The organism is Planotetraspora silvatica, from assembly GCF_016863315.1.
Taxonomy (GTDB): Bacteria; Actinomycetota; Actinomycetes; order Streptosporangiales; family Streptosporangiaceae; genus Planotetraspora; species Planotetraspora silvatica.
Genome location: NZ_BOOQ01000015.1, coordinates 143,416 through 159,157, shown reverse-complemented (window position 1 = coordinate 159,157; position 15,742 = coordinate 143,416). Strand labels below are relative to the sequence as shown.

Below are 15,742 nucleotides of genomic sequence, written 5' to 3'. Positions count from 1 at the left end.
GTCAGGCCGGGTGCCGCCGAACCTGTGCATGATCACGGCAGACGTTTGCGCGCGTGGGGTGGCATGGTCACGAAGGTGTGCATGATCACGGGGGGCGTTGGGGCTGGTGGGTGGGGGGTTTGGCGAAGGTGTGCATGATCACCACTAATGGGTTGTGGGAGGGCCACTAATGGGTTGTGGGAGGGGTTGTCGTGATTGAGATCGGTGTTCCGCGGATGGCACTGGTGGTGCTCGTCGGGATCTCGGGCAGCGGGAAGTCGACCTTCGCCGCCCGGCATTTCGCGTCCACCCAGGTCATCTCCTCGGACTACTGCCGTGGCCTGGTCTCCGACGACGAGAACGACCAGTCGGCCACGCCCGACGCCTTCGACGTCCTCCACTACATCGTCGGCACCCGGCTGAGGCGTGGCCTGCTGACGGTCGTCGACGCGACCAACGTCCAGTGGGAGGCCCGCAAGAAGCTCATCGAGCTGGCCAAGAGCCATGACGTGCTGGTCGACGCGATCGTGCTCGACGTCCCTGAGGAGGTGGCGATCGCCCGCAACGCCGCCAGGCCCGACCGCGCCTTCGGCCCGCACGTCGTCACCCGTCAGAGGAAGGACCTGCGCCGTTCGCTCGGCAAGATCAACAGGGACGGCTTCCGCCGGGTTCACGTGCTGCGCGGTGACGATATCGACGACGCCGTCATCACCTACGAGAGGGCGTGGTCGGACCGGACCGAGCTCACCGGTCCCTTCGACATCATCGGCGACGTCCACGGCTGCCGTTCCGAGCTGGAGACCCTGCTGCGGACCCTCGGCTGGACGGTGACGCCCACGGGCGCCGTCCACCCCGAAGGACGGACGGCCGTGTTCGTCGGCGACCTGGTCGACCGCGGCCCCGACACCCCGGGCGTGCTGCGCCTGGTCATGGGCATGGTCGAGGCGGGGACGGCGCTGTGCGTCTCCGGCAACCACGAGCAGAAACTCGTCCGCGCGCTCAACGGGCGCAAGGTCCGGGTCGCCCACGGCCTGGAGCAGTCGCTGGAGCAGCTCGCCGCCGAGCCCGAGGACTTCCGGGACGCCGCGAAGGCGTTCATGGACGGCCTCATCAGCCACTACCGGTTCGACGGCGGCGCCCTCGTCGTCGCGCACGCCGGGCTCAAGGAGGCCTACCACGGGCGCGCGTCCGGCAGGGTCCGCTCGTTCGCGCTCTACGGCGACACCACGGGCGAGACCGACGAGTACGGCCTGCCGGTCCGGTACCCGTGGGCGAACGAGTACCGGGGGCGCGCGATGGTCGTCTACGGCCACACGCCGACCACGGAGCCCGAGTGGGTCAACAACACCATCTGCCTGGACACGGGAGCCGTGTTCGGCGGAAGCCTGACCGCGCTCCGCTACCCCGAGCGGCAGATCGTCTCGGTCCCGGCGGAGAAGGTCTGGTACGAGCCGGTCAGGCCGCTCACGTCGCAGTACGCCCGGGATCCCGGAGTCCTCGACATCGGCGACGTGACCGGGACGCGGTATGTGGAGACCAGGTACGGCGGGCGCGTCAAGATCGCGGAGGAGAACTCGGCGGCGGCGCTGGAGATCATGAGCCGGTTCTCCGTGGACCCCCGCTGGCTCGTCTACCTTCCGCCGACCATGGCCCCGCCGGAGACCTCGGCGCTCGACGGCTTCCTCGAGCACCCGGACCAGGCGTTCGATGAATACGCCAGGGCGGGCGTGTCCCGGGTCGTGTGCGAGGAGAAGCACATGGGATCGCGGGCGATAGCCGTACTGGCCAGGACCCCCGAGGCGGCGGCCAAGCGGTTCGGCGTCACGGACGGCACGACCGGCAGCGTCTACACGCGCACCGGGCGGCCCTTCTTCGACGCTCTCACCGGGGAGCTCGTCGACCGGCTCCGCGACGCGGTGAGCCCGCTCTGGGACGAGCTGGAGACCGACTGGGTGGTGCTCGACTGCGAGTTGCTGCCCTGGTCGGCGAAGGCGGAGGGGCTGATCCGCGACCAGTACGCCTCCGTCGGCGCCGCGGCGCGGGTCGCCCTGCCCGAGGCGGTGGCGCTCCTGGAGACGGCGGCCGGGCGCGGCCTGGATGTAGGCGGGTTACTGGACCGCACCCGACGCCGTGCGGACAACGCTGCCCTGTTCCGCGACGCTTATGCGCGGTACTGCTGGCCGGTTTCCGGGCTCGACGGCGTACGGCTCGCGCCGTTCCAGATCCTGGCCTGCGAGGGCCGGGCGACGGCCGTGCTCGAACCGCACTCGTGGCATCTGGACGTGCTCGGGCGCCTGAGCTCCGGCATCCTCGCGCCGACCCGGCATGTGTACGTGTCGCTGGACTCGGAGGAGGAGCGATCGGCCGCGGTCGGCTGGTGGTCGGAGCTGACCGCAGGCGGGGGAGAGGGCATGGTCGTCAAGCCGGTCGAGCACACGCCCGGCCGGGTGCAGCCGGGGATCAAGGTGCGCGGGCGCGAGTACCTGCGGATCATCTACGGCCCGGACTACACGGAGTCGCTCGGCGACCTGCGCGGCCGCTTCCTCGGCAAGAAGCGGTCGCTGGCGTCGCGCGAGCACGCCCTCGGGCTGGAGGCGCTCACCCGCCTGGCCGAGGGCGACCCGCTGTGGCGCGTGCACGAGACGGTGTTCGCCGTGCTGGCGCTGGAGTCCGAGCCCGTCGACCCGCGTCTGTGATCCGTGCTGGCGTTGGAGCCCGAGCCCGTCGACCCGGGTCTGTGACCTGTGTGGGCCGGTGATCGCGGGCCTCGCCCCGCTTCCCCTCGCCGACGAGGGGAGCGGGGGTGAGGCCTACGATCTGGTCATGCCTCCGACCAAGGCCGAGCTCGAGGCGGCCAGGGACGCGACCATCCCCGACGTGATCGGGCCCGGTCTCGACGTGCTGTTCTGCGGGATCAACCCGGGCCTGTACTCCGCGGCGACCGGCCACCACTTCGCCCGGCCGGGCAACCGCTTCTGGCCCGCGCTGCACCTGTCGGGCCTGGTCCCGCGCAGGCTGGAACCGCACGAGCAATGGCTGCTCCCGTCGTACGGCCTCGGCATCACCAACCTGGTGGCCCGGGCGACCGCGCGGGCCGAGGAGCTCACGCCCGAGGAGATCCGCGAGGGCGGCGTACTGCTCGCGGATCTCGTGCGGGTCAACGGTCCCCGGGTGGTGGCCGTCGCCGGCGTGTCCGCCTACCGCGTCGCATTCGGGCGGCCCAGGGCCGCGATCGGCCCGCAGGACGACGCGATCGGCGGCGCGGAGCTGTGGGTGTTGCCCAACCCGAGCGGCCTCAACGCCCACTGGCGGCTGGAGGCCATCGCCGCGGAGATGGCCCGCCTGCGCCCGGCGGCCGCCCACGCGCGAGCCGTGCCCGGCGCTCAGGAGGAGACCGGGCTGATCACCGGCGGGGGCAACGGGACGACCTCCCGTTCGTAGTGGTCGAGCAGTTCTTCTGCCGTGCCGTACAGCTCGGCCATGATGCCCACGCACTCCTCGATCACGCGAGGGTCGGTGATCCGCCGCCCTCCGGTGTGGGCGCCCGTCCGGTCGTAGAGCACCTCGTACATGAGATCGGGCCCCAGGATCACCAGTTCGGGAAGCGGGGCGTCGCGCTCCAGCCATCGCACCGCCGGCGCGGGCAGCACACGGGCCCGCTCACCCGCGCGGGTCCGCGCCGCGAGCAGCACCAACTCCCAGTGCATGTACGGCGTGAGCGGCGTCTCCACGATCCGCAGACGGCGGAGCTGGATCTGGGACGGCAGATCGCGGGAGAAGCGCATCTCCTTGATCAGCGTCAGGGCGCGGCGCCAGTCGCCCTCCATCATGGCGACCCAGCTCGGCACGTCCGGCTCGTGGAAGTGTTGCGCTCGTTCGAGCTTCCAGACGACTCCCTCGACGTCCTGGAAGCACTCGTAGAATTCCGCGAGGTAGTCGGTGACGGGCAGGATCACTCCTGCGGCCTGTCTGACGCGTTCGATCGCCTCTCCGGGCATGGGGTCTCCTCCGGCTGTACGCCGAGATCGAGTCGTGGGACCCGCGTCGAGGCCCCAGCCCGGATGTGGAACCTCGCCGCGGTTCGTCTGACGAACGTGGTGGTCTTAGTTCCCTGTGGAGTTGCTGCACACGGTCGTCTCCGTCGTGTCCAGCTTTCTGATCAGGATCTTCGTGGTGGCCTGCCGCTCGTTCCGGTCCTCTGGCTCGGGCTCTGCCTCGGTCGGGTGCATCTCGCCCTCCGTTGTTCGGTGTGGCCGCGCCCGTTTCCCCCCGAAAGCGACAGGTTGATGTTTCGCCGTGGGCCACGACCGGTCAAGACCCAATTCCGTACCGCTCACGCGGTCAGGCCGGAGGGCGCGCACACGGGGCAGTCGGGGCGCGGCGGGTGGCGGACCCATACGTGGTGCTCGGGGGCGATGAGGTTCAGCCCCAGGAACGTTCCCGTCGTGGGCTGAGGCACGCCGGTGATCAAGGAGATGACCGCATGGGCGACGAGTTGACCGGAGATGCCGGCCGATATGGCCAGCACGCCCGGCCCTCCGAGGTCCACGGGAAGATCGGGCCGCCGCCTGCGTGCCTCCCCTTCGATGAGGCACTCGAAGCAGGCTCCGCGCCCGCGTTCGAACGTTCCCACGGTGACCAGTGGGCCGTTGTATCCACCCCCGACCCAGGGAACGCCCAGACTCGCGCAGACGCGGTTGGCCCAGATGCTGATCCCCTCGGCCAGGCCGCGCCCTCGCGGCTCGTCGGCGCACAACGCGAGCACGTCGCAGTCCTCGAGGAGGAGCCGGAGGCCCGCTTCGCCGTCCACCCTGCGGCTCTCGCCGGTGATCTCGATGTCGGAGTTCAGCTGGCGCAACCTCTCCATGGCGATGTCGACCTTCATGCGGCCGATGTCGTCCTCGGTGTAGAGGACCTGCCGGTTGAGGTTCGACAACTCCACCACGTCGGCGTCGACGCAGTGGATGCGCCCGACCCCGGTCGCCGCGAGCGCCCACGCGGCGTGGCTGCCGGTCCCGCCGAGACCGAGGACCACGACCCGGGCCTTCTTGAGGCGCAGTTGGGCCTCCCAGGCGTGCGGGCGCGGGGTCAGGTCGACGAGGTGGAAGAACGCCTGGCTCCTGCCGTACCGATCGCGCTCCCGCACGCTGATCTCGTCGGGCACCTGGGCGGACGCGTCCTCCACGTGGCCGGAATCGATCAGGATGCTCACGATCTCGCGCGCTTCCGGCGCCGAGAGGCCGGGCACGGAGCCACAGATGATCTCGGCGATGTCGTCGGGCGTCCGCGTGCCGTCCATCAGGGACAGCGCGGCCCACGCCCCCCCGAGCGGATCGGTGATCTCGGAGGCGAGCCCGTAGATCTCGCCTCCGATGCGCACGGTGCCGTCGTCGAGCCGGTGCGGCTCGTGCCTCCGCTTGACCCGTGGCAGCAGCACCTGTCCGGTTCCCCTCGCGAGACGGCCGGCGGAGCGGGCGCCCGCTCCACCGTCTGCTCGGAGGTCACGCGGCCGGAACCGTTGTCGCGACGTGTCCGCAGCCGACCGAGACAGGCCCCGCTCGCCAAGTCATCATCTGGTGCCCGGTTGTTCAAGACCCAATTCCGGACCGCCGGTGTCCGTGACCGCGGCGGTGACGGATCAGGCCCGCCACGGTCATGATCAACCAGACGAGGAACAGGACCTTGATCACGGCGAACAGCGGCCATGCCGCACCGGTCAGCACCGCGAGGAGCACCAGCGCCCCGATGACCATGAACGGGAACGGAGGCCTGCCCCGGTGAGCATGCCCGCGGTGGGCCCGCCGGCGTGCCGCGGCCAGGTGCACTCCCCAGGTCGCGAGGTCTCCGTGATCCCGGCGCCAGGGCGGCCCGCCCTCCCATGGCATTGCGTGCGGTCCGGGGGCGGGGTCGCGAAGCGTGGTGCCCGGGCCGTACGGCACGTAGGCGCCCGGGAGGTCGGCGGTGATCTGCCGGAGGTCGCCCGCGGTGCGGGCGGAAAGGGTGGCGTCGAGGCGCTGGTCGAGTTCGTCGCGGGTGATCCGGCCCTGCACGAACGCGTCGTGCAGGCTCCGGGTCACCTCGTCGCGCTCTTTGTCGCCGATCCGCATCTCGTCCTGAGAGGCCATTTCGTCACTCCTCGGCGGGGTCGCCGTCTGCGAGGATCTGGTAGAGCTTGCGCCGCGTCTCGGTCAGCACCTGCTTGGCCTGCCTCACCTGGCCGTCGGTTCCGGTCTGCGCGAGCTGGAACAGGGCCGAGGCGGCCTGACGGGACAGGTCGAACAGCTCGTGGACGTTGTCCCCGATGTCCGGAGTCATGTCCTCCCAGGGGGCTCGCACCTCGTCCGGGTGGGCCTCGATGTACGCGCGGCCGGCCTCGGTGAGCTGGAAGGTCTTGCGGCCGTCCGTCTCCTCGGTGCGGACCAGGCCCTCGTCGGTGAGCTGCTGGAGAGCCGGGTAGACGGCGCCGGGACTGGGCTTCCAGCCGCCCTCGCTGCGCTCGGCGATCTCCTGGATGATCTGGTATCCGTTGCGGGGCTCCTCGGCGAGCAGCGCGAGGATGGCGGCGCGGACGTCACCGCGCTTGGCCTTCCTGGGCCTGCCGAACCCTCGGCCGAACGGCGTGCCGCCCGGTCCGAACGGTCCTCCCGGTCCGAACGGCCCGCCCGGCCCGAAGCCGCCCCACGGGCCGCGCCCCCGGTGGCCGCCCCTGTGCCGATGCTCGTGCGGACCGGGATTGTGATGCTCGTCCTGCCACATGGCTGCTCCTCTCATGGCGGCACGCAGCGCATGCCGTAACCGGCGGAACTCATCTCGATGGGCCCATGGCCCGTCCATGACGAAAGGCGTTGTCATGGTCGTCCTCCTTCGAACGGTCTCGACTACCTCTTGATGCTTCAAAGATATATCGCGATCGTTCTAAAGAACAACCCCAAATCTCGCGATTGCCCGGATCTAGGTGTCGCGTGCCGCCTTCTGGCGATCGGCGTACGCCCGCGACTTGGCGCGATTGCCGCAGACCCGCATCGTGCACCAGCGCCGGGTGCGGCTCCGGGTGGCGTCCCAGAACACCCACTCGCACGAATGGTCCGGGCACTGTTTGAGCCGCCGCCACTCCCCGCCGGCCACGACGAGCGCCCACGCAGCGCCGATCGCGGCGAGCGGCCCGGCGCCGCGCAGGGGCTCGCCCGGCTCGTGCTCCGTCCCGAGGAGCACCCTGAGCGGGAGTCCGTCCAGTACGGCCTGGGCCTCCTCCATCGCCCGCGGATCGGCCGCCCCGGCGTTGTTGGCCAGCAGCCGGGCCCGCAGGCCGGTGCGCAGGACGATCGCCTGCCGGTGGGCGGCCTCGTCCACACCGCCGGGGGAGAGCCCCTGTTCCCGCAGCCAGGCCGCCAGTCCCTCGGGCGACGTGATCGTGTCGGTGCCCTCCTCGACGTCCACCGTGTTGGCGAAATCGCGGATCAGCGCCGCATGCCGGGACGGCTCGGTCATGTTCATCGTCCTGCCTTCATGTCTTCCATCAAACCACTTAGACGGTTAGCCTCTAACCGTCTAAGTGGATAGAAGGTTTGGAGTGCCGTGAGCGACACACCGGCGAATCAGGCCCTGGTCGCGTCCCCGGACAAGGAGAGATCGCGCTCCGGCCGCAACGAGGTCGTGCTGGTCGCCTTCACGGCGATGACGAACATGGCCGACGGCGTCCTGAAGATCACGCTGCCGCTGCTGGCCGTCGGGCTCGGCGGTACTCCTGGACAGGTGGCCGTCGTCGGGCTCACGCTCACCCTGCCCTGGCTGCTCGTCTCGCTCCCCGTGGGCGTACTCGCCGACCGGGCGGACCGGCGGCGGCTGATCATCCTCGCCGACCTCGTGCGCCTGGTCACGGCGCTGGCCCTGCTCGTCGTCGCCACCGGCGACGGGCTGTCCATGGCGGTCCTGTACGCGGCGGGACTGGTCATCGGCGCCGCCGAGGTCGTGGCCAACACGGCCACCGGCGCCGTCGTGCCCGCGGCCGTCCCGCGGCGACGCCGGGCCAGGGCGAACGCGTGGATCGCCGGCGTGGAGACCCTGGCCAACGAATTCTGCGGGCCGGCGGTCGGCGGGTTGCTCGTGGGCGTCGGGGCCGCGCTCGCCCTCGGTTCCTCGGCCGCGGCGTTCGCCGTGGGGGCCGTGCTGATCGCGCTGCTCGCCGGTTCGTTCCGGCCTGTCCACCGGGGAGCCGATGGGCTCGCGTCCGAGCCTGAGCCCGAGGCGCGGGAGGGCGTGGCGGGCGTGATCGCCGAGATCGGGGAGGGACTGCGGTTCCTGTGGCGCGACCGGCTGCTGCGGACCCTCTCCTTGACGATCACCGTTCTCGCGGGAGCGTGGAGCGCGTGGCTGGCGCTCATGCCGTCCTACGCGACCGCGGTGCTGGCGGCCGATCCCCGCGGATACGGCCTGCTGATCAGCGCCATCGGCCTGGGCGGGCTCGCGGGCGCGGGGCTGACCGCCGTGGTCAACCGGCTGCTGGGCGTGCGATGGGCGCTGTTCGCCGACCTGGTCGGCACCTTCCTCATGATGGTCGTCCCCGCGGTGTTCCCGGTCGCCTGGGCCGTCGGCGTCGCCGCGTTCGCCGGGGGAATGGGCGGCACCCTCTGGACGGTGAACTCCCGGACGATCGCGCAGGCCCTCGTGCCCGACCGCCTCCTCGGCAGGTACGGCTCGGCGGCCCGCCTGCTCGGATGGGGGACGTTGCCCCTCGGCGCGGCGCTTGCCGGGGTGCTCGCCGAGGTCTACGGACTCCGCGTGGCCTTCGCCGTTTTCGCCGTGGCGGTGGCCGCGCTGACCGTACCGTTTCTGTGGAACGTCACGGCGGCGCAACTGCGCCGAGCCGCCGAATCGGATACCGGGGAGGATAGTGACGCAGATCACGAGAATATCCGCCCAAACGGGAACAGGACCTGAGACCGGCACGTTATCTCCAGCAGACGGGATTGTTCTGCTCTGAGAGGGCTGGGGGGTGCTCTCGGAGAGGAACAATCCCGTCTGCTGTATCTCCGGGGTCCTCGCCCATATCGGGCGACACGCGGCAAATGACTGGTTCGATGATTTTGTCGGCCCGGTGCCGTACGATCTCCGCCGTGATCTTGTCATGATGGGGCATTCCCATGCCCTCAGTGGGGCTGTCGTCTGGCTGGCGGTCACGCCGGCACTCATAGCGTTACCTGGTGTGACCTCGCCGGAACTGGCCACGGTGACGGGGACGGTGCTGAGTCCGCCGGAGCTGATCGCGGGCGCGGTCGTCTGCGCGGGCGCGGCGATGCTGCCCGATCTCGACCATCCCAGCGCGACCATCGCGCAGACCTTCGGTCCGGCCACGTGGTTGCTCAGCAAGGGCGTGAACTTCGTCAGCGGGGGGCACCGCCACGCCACCCATTCCCTCTTGTTCGCCGCGTTCGCGGGCGTCGGCGCCCACCTGCTGGGGCAATACTCCCCGATCGGGCGTGACGTCCTCATCGTGCTGATGATCGGCCTGGCCCTGCGTGCCATCGGCATCGGCGTCCCCGGCCGCACGATCACCTCCGCCGTGGTCAACGTGGCCCTCACCGCCGCGATGTTCATCCTGTTCCACATGCTGGGCGTCACGTACTCCTGGCTGGGATTCGCGATCGGGGTCGGCTGTCTCGCGCACGTGATCGGCGACTGCCTGACCGAGCGGGGATGCCCCGTGCTCTGGCCCATCAAGACGCGGTGGCTGCTGCCGTTCGACATCGGCATCAAGACCGGGAAGACCTTCGAGAACAAGATTCTCGGCCCGGCCCTGTCCGTGGCGGTGGTCGCCCTGCTCTGCCTTCGCCTGATCCCCGCCTGAGCGGATTCGGCGTACTGGCAAGTAACTTGATGTCGAGATATCTTCCGAGATATCTTGATGTCGAGACATCCAACGCGTTAGGGCGCACCTCGTTGCCCGGCGCGTACCGCAGGTGCGGCAGGATGCATACAACGTGAGACAAGCCCGGAAACCTGGGGAGGCGATCCTTCGTGTCCGCGAACAGCTTCGGCAGCCGTGACACGCTCCGCGTCGGTGACGCGTCGTACGAGATCTATCGGCTGGACGCCGTCGAGGGGTCGGCGCGCCTCCCGTACAGCCTGAAGATCCTGCTTGAGAACCTTCTACGCACGGAGGACGGCGCGAACATCACCGCCGACCACGTCCGTGCGATCGCGGGCTGGGACCCGGGGGCCACCCCGAGCGTGGAGATCCAGTTCACCCCGGCCCGCGTGATCATGCAGGACTTCACCGGCGTCCCCTGTGTCGTGGACCTGGCCACCATGCGGGAGGCCGTACGCGACCTGGGCGGCGACCCGGCGAGGATCAACCCCCTCGCGCCCGCCGAGATGGTCATCGACCACTCGGTCATCGTCGACTACTTCGGCCACCCCGACTCCTTCGCTCGCAACGTCGAGCGGGAGTACGAGCGCAACCGCGAGCGGTACCAGTTCCTGCGCTGGGGACAGACCGCCTTCGACGAGTTCAAGGTCGTCCCGCCGGGCACCGGCATCGTCCACCAGGTGAACATCGAGCACCTGGCCCGGGTGGTCATGATCCGGGACGGCAAGGCGTACCCCGACACCTGTGTCGGCACCGACTCCCACACCACGATGGAGAACGGCATCGGCGTCCTCGGCTGGGGCGTCGGAGGCATCGAGGCCGAGGCCGCGATGCTCGGCCAGCCGATCTCGATGCTGATCCCGCGGGTGGTCGGCTTCAAGCTGACCGGCAAGCTGCCCGCGGGCGCGACCGCCACCGACCTGGTGCTCACGATCACCGAGATCCTGCGCAAGCACGGCGTGGTCGGCAAGTTCGTCGAGTTCTACGGCGAGGGCGTCTCCAGCGTCCCGCTGGCCAACCGGGCCACGATCGGCAACATGAGCCCCGAGTTCGGCTCCACCTGCGCGATCTTCCCGATCGACGAGCAGACGACCGACTACCTCAAGCTGACCGGCCGCTCCGCGGAGCAGGTCGCGCTCGTCGAGGCGTACGCCAAGGAGCAGGGCCTCTGGCTCGACCCGTCGGCCGAGCCCGTCTTCTCGGAATACATCGAGCTCGACCTGGCGACCGTGGTCCCGTCGATCGCCGGGCCCAAGCGCCCGCAGGACCGCATCGCCCTGACGGACTCGAAGTCGGCGTGGCGGGCGGCCGTCCGCGACTACGTGCAGGGCGACAGCATCCAGGGGCCCACGGACGAGTCCTCCGCGGAGTCGTTCCCGGCCTCGGATTCGCCGGCGATCTCGCACGGCGGCAACGGGGACGTGCCGCACCCCGCCCACCTCAACGGTGAGCGCCCGCACCGGCCGACCCCGGTCACGCTGTCGGACGGCACGTCGTTCGAGATCGACCACGGCGTGGTCACGATCGCCGCGATCACCTCGTGCACCAACACCTCCAACCCGTACGTCATGCTCGGCGCGGCGCTGCTCGCCAAGAACGCCGTCGACAAGGGCCTGGCGCGCAAGCCGTGGGTGAAGACCTCGCTCGCTCCCGGCTCCCAGGTCGTCACCGGCTACTTCGAGCGCTCCGGCCTCACGCCGTACCTCGACAAGCTGGGGTTCAACCTCGTCGGCTACGGATGCACCACCTGCATCGGGAACTCGGGCCCGCTGGAGCCGGAGATCTCGGCGGCCGTCCAGGAGTCCGACCTCGCGGTGACCGCGGTGCTCTCGGGCAACCGCAACTTCGAGGGCCGCATCAACCCCGACGTCAAGATGAACTACCTGGCGTCGCCGCCGCTGGTCGTCGCCTACGCGCTGGCCGGCACGATGGACATCGACCTGAACAACGAGCCGCTCGGCACGGGCTCGGACGGCAAGCCGGTGTTCCTCGCGGACATCTGGCCCGCGCCGGAGGACGTCGCCTCGGTGGTGTCGGAGTCCATCGGCCAGGACATGTTCCTGCGGGACTACGCCGACGTCTTCAAGGGCGACGAGAACTGGCAGGAGCTGCCGATCCCGACCGGCAACACCTTCGAGTGGGACCCGGCCTCGACCTACGTCCGCAAGGCGCCGTACTTCGACGGGATGCCCGCGTCCCCGGAGCCGGTGTCGGACATCGCCGGCGCGCGGGTGCTGGCGCTGCTCGGCGACTCGGTCACGACCGACCACATCTCGCCCGCCGGCTCGATCAAGGCGGACTCCCCGGCCGGTCGCTACCTGCGCGAGCACGGCGTCGAGGTCAAGGACTTCAACTCCTACGGTTCCCGCCGCGGCAATCACGAGGTGATGATCCGGGGCACCTTCGCCAACATCCGGCTGAGGAACCTCCTGCTCGACGGTGTGGAGGGCGGCTTCACCCGCGACTTCACCCAGGGCGGCGAGCAGGCGTTCATCTACGACGCCTCGAGCAACTACCAGGCGGCGGGGATTCCACTGGTCGTCCTCGCGGGCAAGGAGTACGGCTCCGGGTCGTCCCGTGACTGGGCGGCCAAGGGGACCGCGCTGCTCGGTGTCCGCGCTGTCATCGCGGAGTCCTACGAGCGCATCCACCGGTCGAACCTGATCGGCATGGGCGTGCTGCCCCTCCAGTTCCCCGAGGGGCAGACCGCGGCCTCACTCGGACTGACCGGTGCGGAGACCTTCGACATCACCGGGGTCGAGGCGCTCAACGACGGGACGACGCCGGCGACCGTGACGGTGAGGGCCGGCGACGTCGAGTTCCAGGCGGTCGTGCGGATCGACACCCCCGGAGAGGCCGACTACTACCGCCACGGCGGCATCATGCAGTACGTCCTGCGGTCGCTGCTCGCCAAGAGCTGACCTCAACCGCATTGAGCCGCCCGGACCTCCGTCCGGGCGGCTCAAGTGCGTTCACAGCAACTTGCGCATCAGATCCGTGACTTCCGCGACGGTTTCCTTGGACGCTGTTCCGATCTGCGTCATGAAGCGTCTTCTGGAGACGGCGCGAACCTGTTCGGTCATGATCCAGCTGACTCGGTCCAGCCCGGTGGCTGCCGGCTCGACCTTCACGTGACTCATCCAGCCTCGCGAACGCGAGGTCATCGGGGCGACGATGGTGAGCCCCGGGATCGTGTCGTTGAAGTTGTCGTTGCTGATGATCAATACAGGTCGCCGACCCGACCGTTCGTTGCCGACATCCTGGCCGAACTCAGTCAGCCAGATCTCTCCCTGCAGGACTCTCATGGGGGTTCTCCGCAATCGTGTAGGAGGGGATGTCATCGGTGCCGAGGCCGTCCGCCGCGGCGTTGTCGAACAGTTCGGTCTCCGCGACGTATTCGGCCCAGCTCTCCGGGTCCTCTCGTTGCGTCCGCTCGATCTGTTCGCGCAGGGTCTGCCAGAACATCTTCGTCTCGTAGTCGGCGACGGCGTCGTCGATCACTGCGGTCATGGGTCTGCCTTCCTGTTCGGCGATGTGCGCGATCTTGTCGCGAGTAAGAGTGGTGACCCTGATCGTCGTGTGCTTCTGCTCGCCGTTCATACGAAAGAGGCTACGCCGATGTCTACAGATGGGTCTATGACGACGTCATCGAGATACAACCATACGAGCCGTCGATCGGCGTTCGCAAGAGAATTCGATTACTGACGGTGATTGACGGCTTAACCTGTTGCCGGGGGAGGAGGTCGGGCGGCAGGGTTGCCCGGCATGTGGTCTGAACTGCTCCCGCTGCTCGCGGGTGGTGTGGCGGTATTCGTGGGTGCGGTCGTCCAGGGAGGGATCGGATTCGGTCTGGGCCTCATGGCCGCACCGCTGATCGCCATCACGAACCCGGGTGTCATGCCGGGCGCCGTCCAGGTCGTCAACGCCACGCTGCCGCTGTTCACGCTGGCCGCCGAGTGGCGCAGGATCGACTGGCGCGGCCTCGGCTTCGCCCTCCTGGGAAGGCTGCCCGGCAGTGTCATCGGGGCCGTCGTCGTGGTCTATGTGAGCACCAGCGTGCTGGGCGTCCTCGTCGGCGTGATGGTGATGGTCGCGGTCGCGCTGACGGCTCGGGCGCCGGCCGTGCCGCGCAACGGGATCACGACCACGGCCGCCGGGTTCCTCTCCGGGATCACCGGGACGGCGACCGGCATCGGCGGCCCGCCGATGGCCCTGGTCTACCAGAGCGCCCGGGGGCCGCAGATCAGGGCCACTCTGGCGCTGTTCTTCCTGGTGAGCGCCGTGCAGTCGCTGGGCATTCTCGCCATCGTCGGCAAATTGCCCGCCCGCGCGCTCGGGACCGGAGCGGCTCTCATTCCCTTCATGATCCTCGGGTTCGCCGTGTCGGGCCCCCTCCGGCGTCGCCTCGACGGCGGCAGGCTGCGCGTCGCGGTGCTCGCGGTCGCGACCGTGTCCGCGTGCACACTCCTCGGCCAGAGTCTTGCCAGGTGATGACGGTCCGGCCAACTCTCGTTTCTTCATTGTTACCGCGGACAACAAAAGTTACCGTCCTGTGTCTTACCTCCCGCTTTGGTTCTGACTTACGTTGTCTCAAACAACATTCCCTGGAGCGGTGAGTGCCGTGACCCGGCGTTGCCGAACCGGGCGGTCGACCAGCAATCTCAGTGCCGGCTTCTGAGATCGCAAGCGTGGTGGGCCGCACCTCTTCATAGACCCCCAGTCAGAAAGGACCCACGCCAATGCGCAAGGGGATCCTCACAATCGGCGCCACAGTGGCGGCGCTCTCCCTTGGTCTCACCGCCTGCGGGGGCGATGACGGTGGCACCTCGGCCTCGGCGAGCGGAGCGCCGTCGGCGACCGGCGCCTCGGTCGGCAAGATCGGCGTCATCCTCCCCGACAGCAAGTCGTCGGCCCGGTGGGAGACCGCCGACCGGAAGTACCTCAAGGAGGCGTTCGACGCGGCCGGTGTCGAGTCGGACATCCAGAACGCCCAGGGCGACAAGACCGCGTTCCAGACGATCGCCGACCAGATGATCACGAACGGCGCCAAGGTCCTGGTGATCGTCAACCTGGACAGCGGCACCGGCAAGGCCGTGCTGGACAAGGCCCAGTCGCAGGGCGTCGCGACGATCGACTACGACCGCCTGACCCTCGGCGGCAGCGCCTCCTACTACGTGTCGTTCGACAACGAGAAGGTCGGCCAGCTGCAGGGTGAGGGCCTGGTGAAGTGCCTCACCGACGACAAGGCCGACAAGCCGATCATCGCCGAGCTGAACGGCTCGCCGACCGACAACAACGCGACGCTGTTCAAGAACGGCTACGACTCCGTCCTCAAGGCGAAGTACGACTCCGGCGACTACGTCAAGGGCCCGGACCAGTCGGTTCCCGACTGGGACAACGCGCAGGCCGGCACCATCTTCGAGACGATGCTGACCCAGGAGCCCAAGATCGCCGGCGTGCTCGCCGCGAACGACGGCCTCGGCAACGCCGCCATCGCGGTGCTGAAGAAGGAGAAGCTCAACGGCAAGGTCCCGGTCACCGGCCAGGACGCGACCGTGCAGGGCCTCCAGAACATCCTCGCCGGCGACCAGTGCATGACGGTCTACAAGGCGATCAAGAAGGAGGCGGACGCGGCCTCGCAGCTGGCCATCGCCCTCGCCAAGGGTGAGAAGCCGGCCGCTCCCTCGAGCACCAAGGACCCGGAGTCGGGCCGTGACGTCCCCTCGGTCCTGCTCGACCCGCAGCCGATCTACTTCGACAGCGTCAAGGACGTCGTCGCCGACGGCTACGTGACCAAGGACGAGCTGTGCACCGGCGACTTCGCCGCCAAGTGCACCGAGGCCGGCGTCAGCTAAGTTCCACCCGATCGGGCCGGTACGGCAGCAGCCGTACCGGCCC

General features: G+C 69.3%; 15 protein-coding genes. 7 read left to right on the top strand and 8 right to left on the bottom strand.

What is annotated here, in order from left to right; genetic code table 11:
* Positions 1-191 precede the first annotated feature (191 nt).
* Both Psi02_RS13180 and mug read left to right on the top strand, forming a co-directional pair.
* A complete protein-coding gene (locus tag Psi02_RS13180) occupies positions 192-2,675 on the top strand; it encodes a polynucleotide kinase-phosphatase (protein WP_203973897.1) in 2,484 nt (827 codons plus the stop codon).
* A 127-nt stretch (positions 2,676-2,802) separates the two neighbouring features.
* Entirely contained in the window at positions 2,803-3,420 is a 618-nt protein-coding gene (gene mug / locus Psi02_RS13175) for a G/U mismatch-specific DNA glycosylase (RefSeq protein WP_203973895.1), read from the top strand.
* On the opposite strand, the gene Psi02_RS13170 is transcribed toward mug, so the two are convergent.
* The 6 genes from Psi02_RS13170 to Psi02_RS13150 all read right to left on the bottom strand — a co-directional run bounded on the left by Psi02_RS13170 (position 3,363) and on the right by Psi02_RS13150 (position 7,467).
* Positions 3,363-3,977 carry a DUF6879 family protein gene (locus tag Psi02_RS13170; RefSeq protein WP_203973894.1) on the bottom strand — a complete coding sequence of 205 codons (615 nt, stop codon included), beginning with the start codon at positions 3,975-3,977 and terminating at the stop codon, positions 3,363-3,365. The two genes, mug and Psi02_RS13170, sit on opposite strands and share 58 nt — an antisense overlap.
* Before the next feature lie 105 nt (positions 3,978-4,082).
* Positions 4,083-4,208, bottom strand: a complete 126-nt coding sequence (locus Psi02_RS40705; RefSeq protein ID WP_275409548.1) for a hypothetical protein — start codon at positions 4,206-4,208, stop codon at positions 4,083-4,085.
* Positions 4,209-4,312: 104 nt separating this feature from the next.
* Positions 4,313-5,416 (bottom strand): HesA/MoeB/ThiF family protein, encoded by a 1,104-nt coding sequence (locus Psi02_RS13165; RefSeq protein ID WP_203973892.1) that lies wholly within the window; start codon positions 5,414-5,416, stop codon positions 4,313-4,315.
* Positions 5,417-5,567: 151 nt separating this feature from the next.
* Positions 5,568-6,104, bottom strand: a complete 537-nt coding sequence (locus Psi02_RS13160; RefSeq protein WP_203973890.1) for a DUF1707 SHOCT-like domain-containing protein — start codon at positions 6,102-6,104, stop codon at positions 5,568-5,570.
* A 4-nt stretch (positions 6,105-6,108) separates the two neighbouring features.
* The gene (locus Psi02_RS13155; RefSeq protein WP_239094849.1) at positions 6,109-6,831 is read right to left on the bottom strand and encodes a PadR family transcriptional regulator; all 723 of its coding nucleotides are present in this window, start codon (positions 6,829-6,831) and stop codon (positions 6,109-6,111) included.
* 99 nt (positions 6,832-6,930) lie between these two features.
* Positions 6,931-7,467: a CGNR zinc finger domain-containing protein gene (locus Psi02_RS13150; RefSeq protein ID WP_203973888.1), complete on the bottom strand. Its 537-nt coding sequence runs from the start codon at positions 7,465-7,467 to the stop codon at positions 6,931-6,933.
* An 87-nt stretch (positions 7,468-7,554) separates the two neighbouring features.
* Here Psi02_RS13150 and Psi02_RS13145 point away from each other — a divergent pair, with 87 nt between their 5' ends.
* The 3 genes from Psi02_RS13145 (at position 7,555) to Psi02_RS13135 (ending at position 12,765) form a co-directional block, all read left to right on the top strand.
* A complete protein-coding gene (locus Psi02_RS13145; RefSeq protein WP_239094848.1) occupies positions 7,555-8,916 on the top strand; it encodes an MFS transporter in 1,362 nt (453 codons plus the stop codon).
* A gap of 187 nt (positions 8,917-9,103) precedes the next feature.
* Positions 9,104-9,823: a metal-dependent hydrolase gene (locus tag Psi02_RS13140; RefSeq protein ID WP_203973886.1), complete on the top strand. Its 720-nt coding sequence runs from the start codon at positions 9,104-9,106 to the stop codon at positions 9,821-9,823.
* A gap of 170 nt (positions 9,824-9,993) precedes the next feature.
* Entirely contained in the window at positions 9,994-12,765 is a 2,772-nt protein-coding gene (locus Psi02_RS13135) for an aconitate hydratase (protein ID WP_203973885.1), read from the top strand.
* Positions 12,766-12,816: 51 nt separating this feature from the next.
* Here Psi02_RS13135 and Psi02_RS13130 read toward each other — a convergent pair whose 3' ends face one another.
* On the bottom strand, positions 12,817-13,149 hold the full coding sequence (locus Psi02_RS13130) for a type II toxin-antitoxin system PemK/MazF family toxin (protein WP_203973884.1): 333 nt from the start codon (positions 13,147-13,149) through the stop codon (positions 12,817-12,819).
* Complete coding sequence (locus Psi02_RS13125; RefSeq protein WP_203973883.1) at positions 13,115-13,444, bottom strand: hypothetical protein; 330 nt, start codon at positions 13,442-13,444, stop codon at positions 13,115-13,117. The genes Psi02_RS13130 and Psi02_RS13125 overlap by 35 nt, the downstream gene beginning before the upstream one ends.
* 165 nt (positions 13,445-13,609) lie before the next feature.
* On the opposite strand from Psi02_RS13125, the gene Psi02_RS13120 reads away from it, so the two are divergent.
* Complete coding sequence (locus tag Psi02_RS13120) at positions 13,610-14,335, top strand: TSUP family transporter (RefSeq protein ID WP_203973882.1); 726 nt, start codon at positions 13,610-13,612, stop codon at positions 14,333-14,335.
* A 248-nt stretch (positions 14,336-14,583) separates the two neighbouring features.
* Positions 14,584-15,699, top strand: a complete 1,116-nt coding sequence (locus Psi02_RS13115; RefSeq protein ID WP_203973881.1) for a sugar ABC transporter substrate-binding protein — start codon at positions 14,584-14,586, stop codon at positions 15,697-15,699.
* Positions 15,700-15,742 lie beyond the last annotated feature (43 nt).

What these genes read in the sequence shown, in the direction of transcription:
- mug (WP_203973895.1), top strand. Translation starts at nt 2,803, where the DNA reads ATGCCTCCGACCAAGGCCGAGCTCGAGGCGGCCAGGGACGCGACCATC.
- Psi02_RS13170 (WP_203973894.1), bottom strand. Translation starts at nt 3,977, where the DNA reads ATGCCCGGAGAGGCGATCGAACGCGTCAGACAGGCCGCAGGAGTGATC.
- Psi02_RS40705 (WP_275409548.1), bottom strand. Translation starts at nt 4,208, where the DNA reads ATGCACCCGACCGAGGCAGAGCCCGAGCCAGAGGACCGGAACGAGCGG.
- Psi02_RS13160 (WP_203973890.1), bottom strand. Translation starts at nt 6,104, where the DNA reads ATGGCCTCTCAGGACGAGATGCGGATCGGCGACAAAGAGCGCGACGAG.
- Psi02_RS13155 (WP_239094849.1), bottom strand. Translation starts at nt 6,831, where the DNA reads ATGACAACGCCTTTCGTCATGGACGGGCCATGGGCCCATCGAGATGAG.
- Psi02_RS13150 (WP_203973888.1), bottom strand. Translation starts at nt 7,467, where the DNA reads ATGACCGAGCCGTCCCGGCATGCGGCGCTGATCCGCGATTTCGCCAAC.
- Psi02_RS13140 (WP_203973886.1), top strand. Translation starts at nt 9,104, where the DNA reads ATGATGGGGCATTCCCATGCCCTCAGTGGGGCTGTCGTCTGGCTGGCG.
- Psi02_RS13130 (WP_203973884.1), bottom strand. Translation starts at nt 13,149, where the DNA reads ATGAGAGTCCTGCAGGGAGAGATCTGGCTGACTGAGTTCGGCCAGGAT.
- Psi02_RS13125 (WP_203973883.1), bottom strand. Translation starts at nt 13,444, where the DNA reads ATGAACGGCGAGCAGAAGCACACGACGATCAGGGTCACCACTCTTACT.
- Psi02_RS13120 (WP_203973882.1), top strand. Translation starts at nt 13,610, where the DNA reads ATGTGGTCTGAACTGCTCCCGCTGCTCGCGGGTGGTGTGGCGGTATTC.
- Psi02_RS13115 (WP_203973881.1), top strand. Translation starts at nt 14,584, where the DNA reads ATGCGCAAGGGGATCCTCACAATCGGCGCCACAGTGGCGGCGCTCTCC.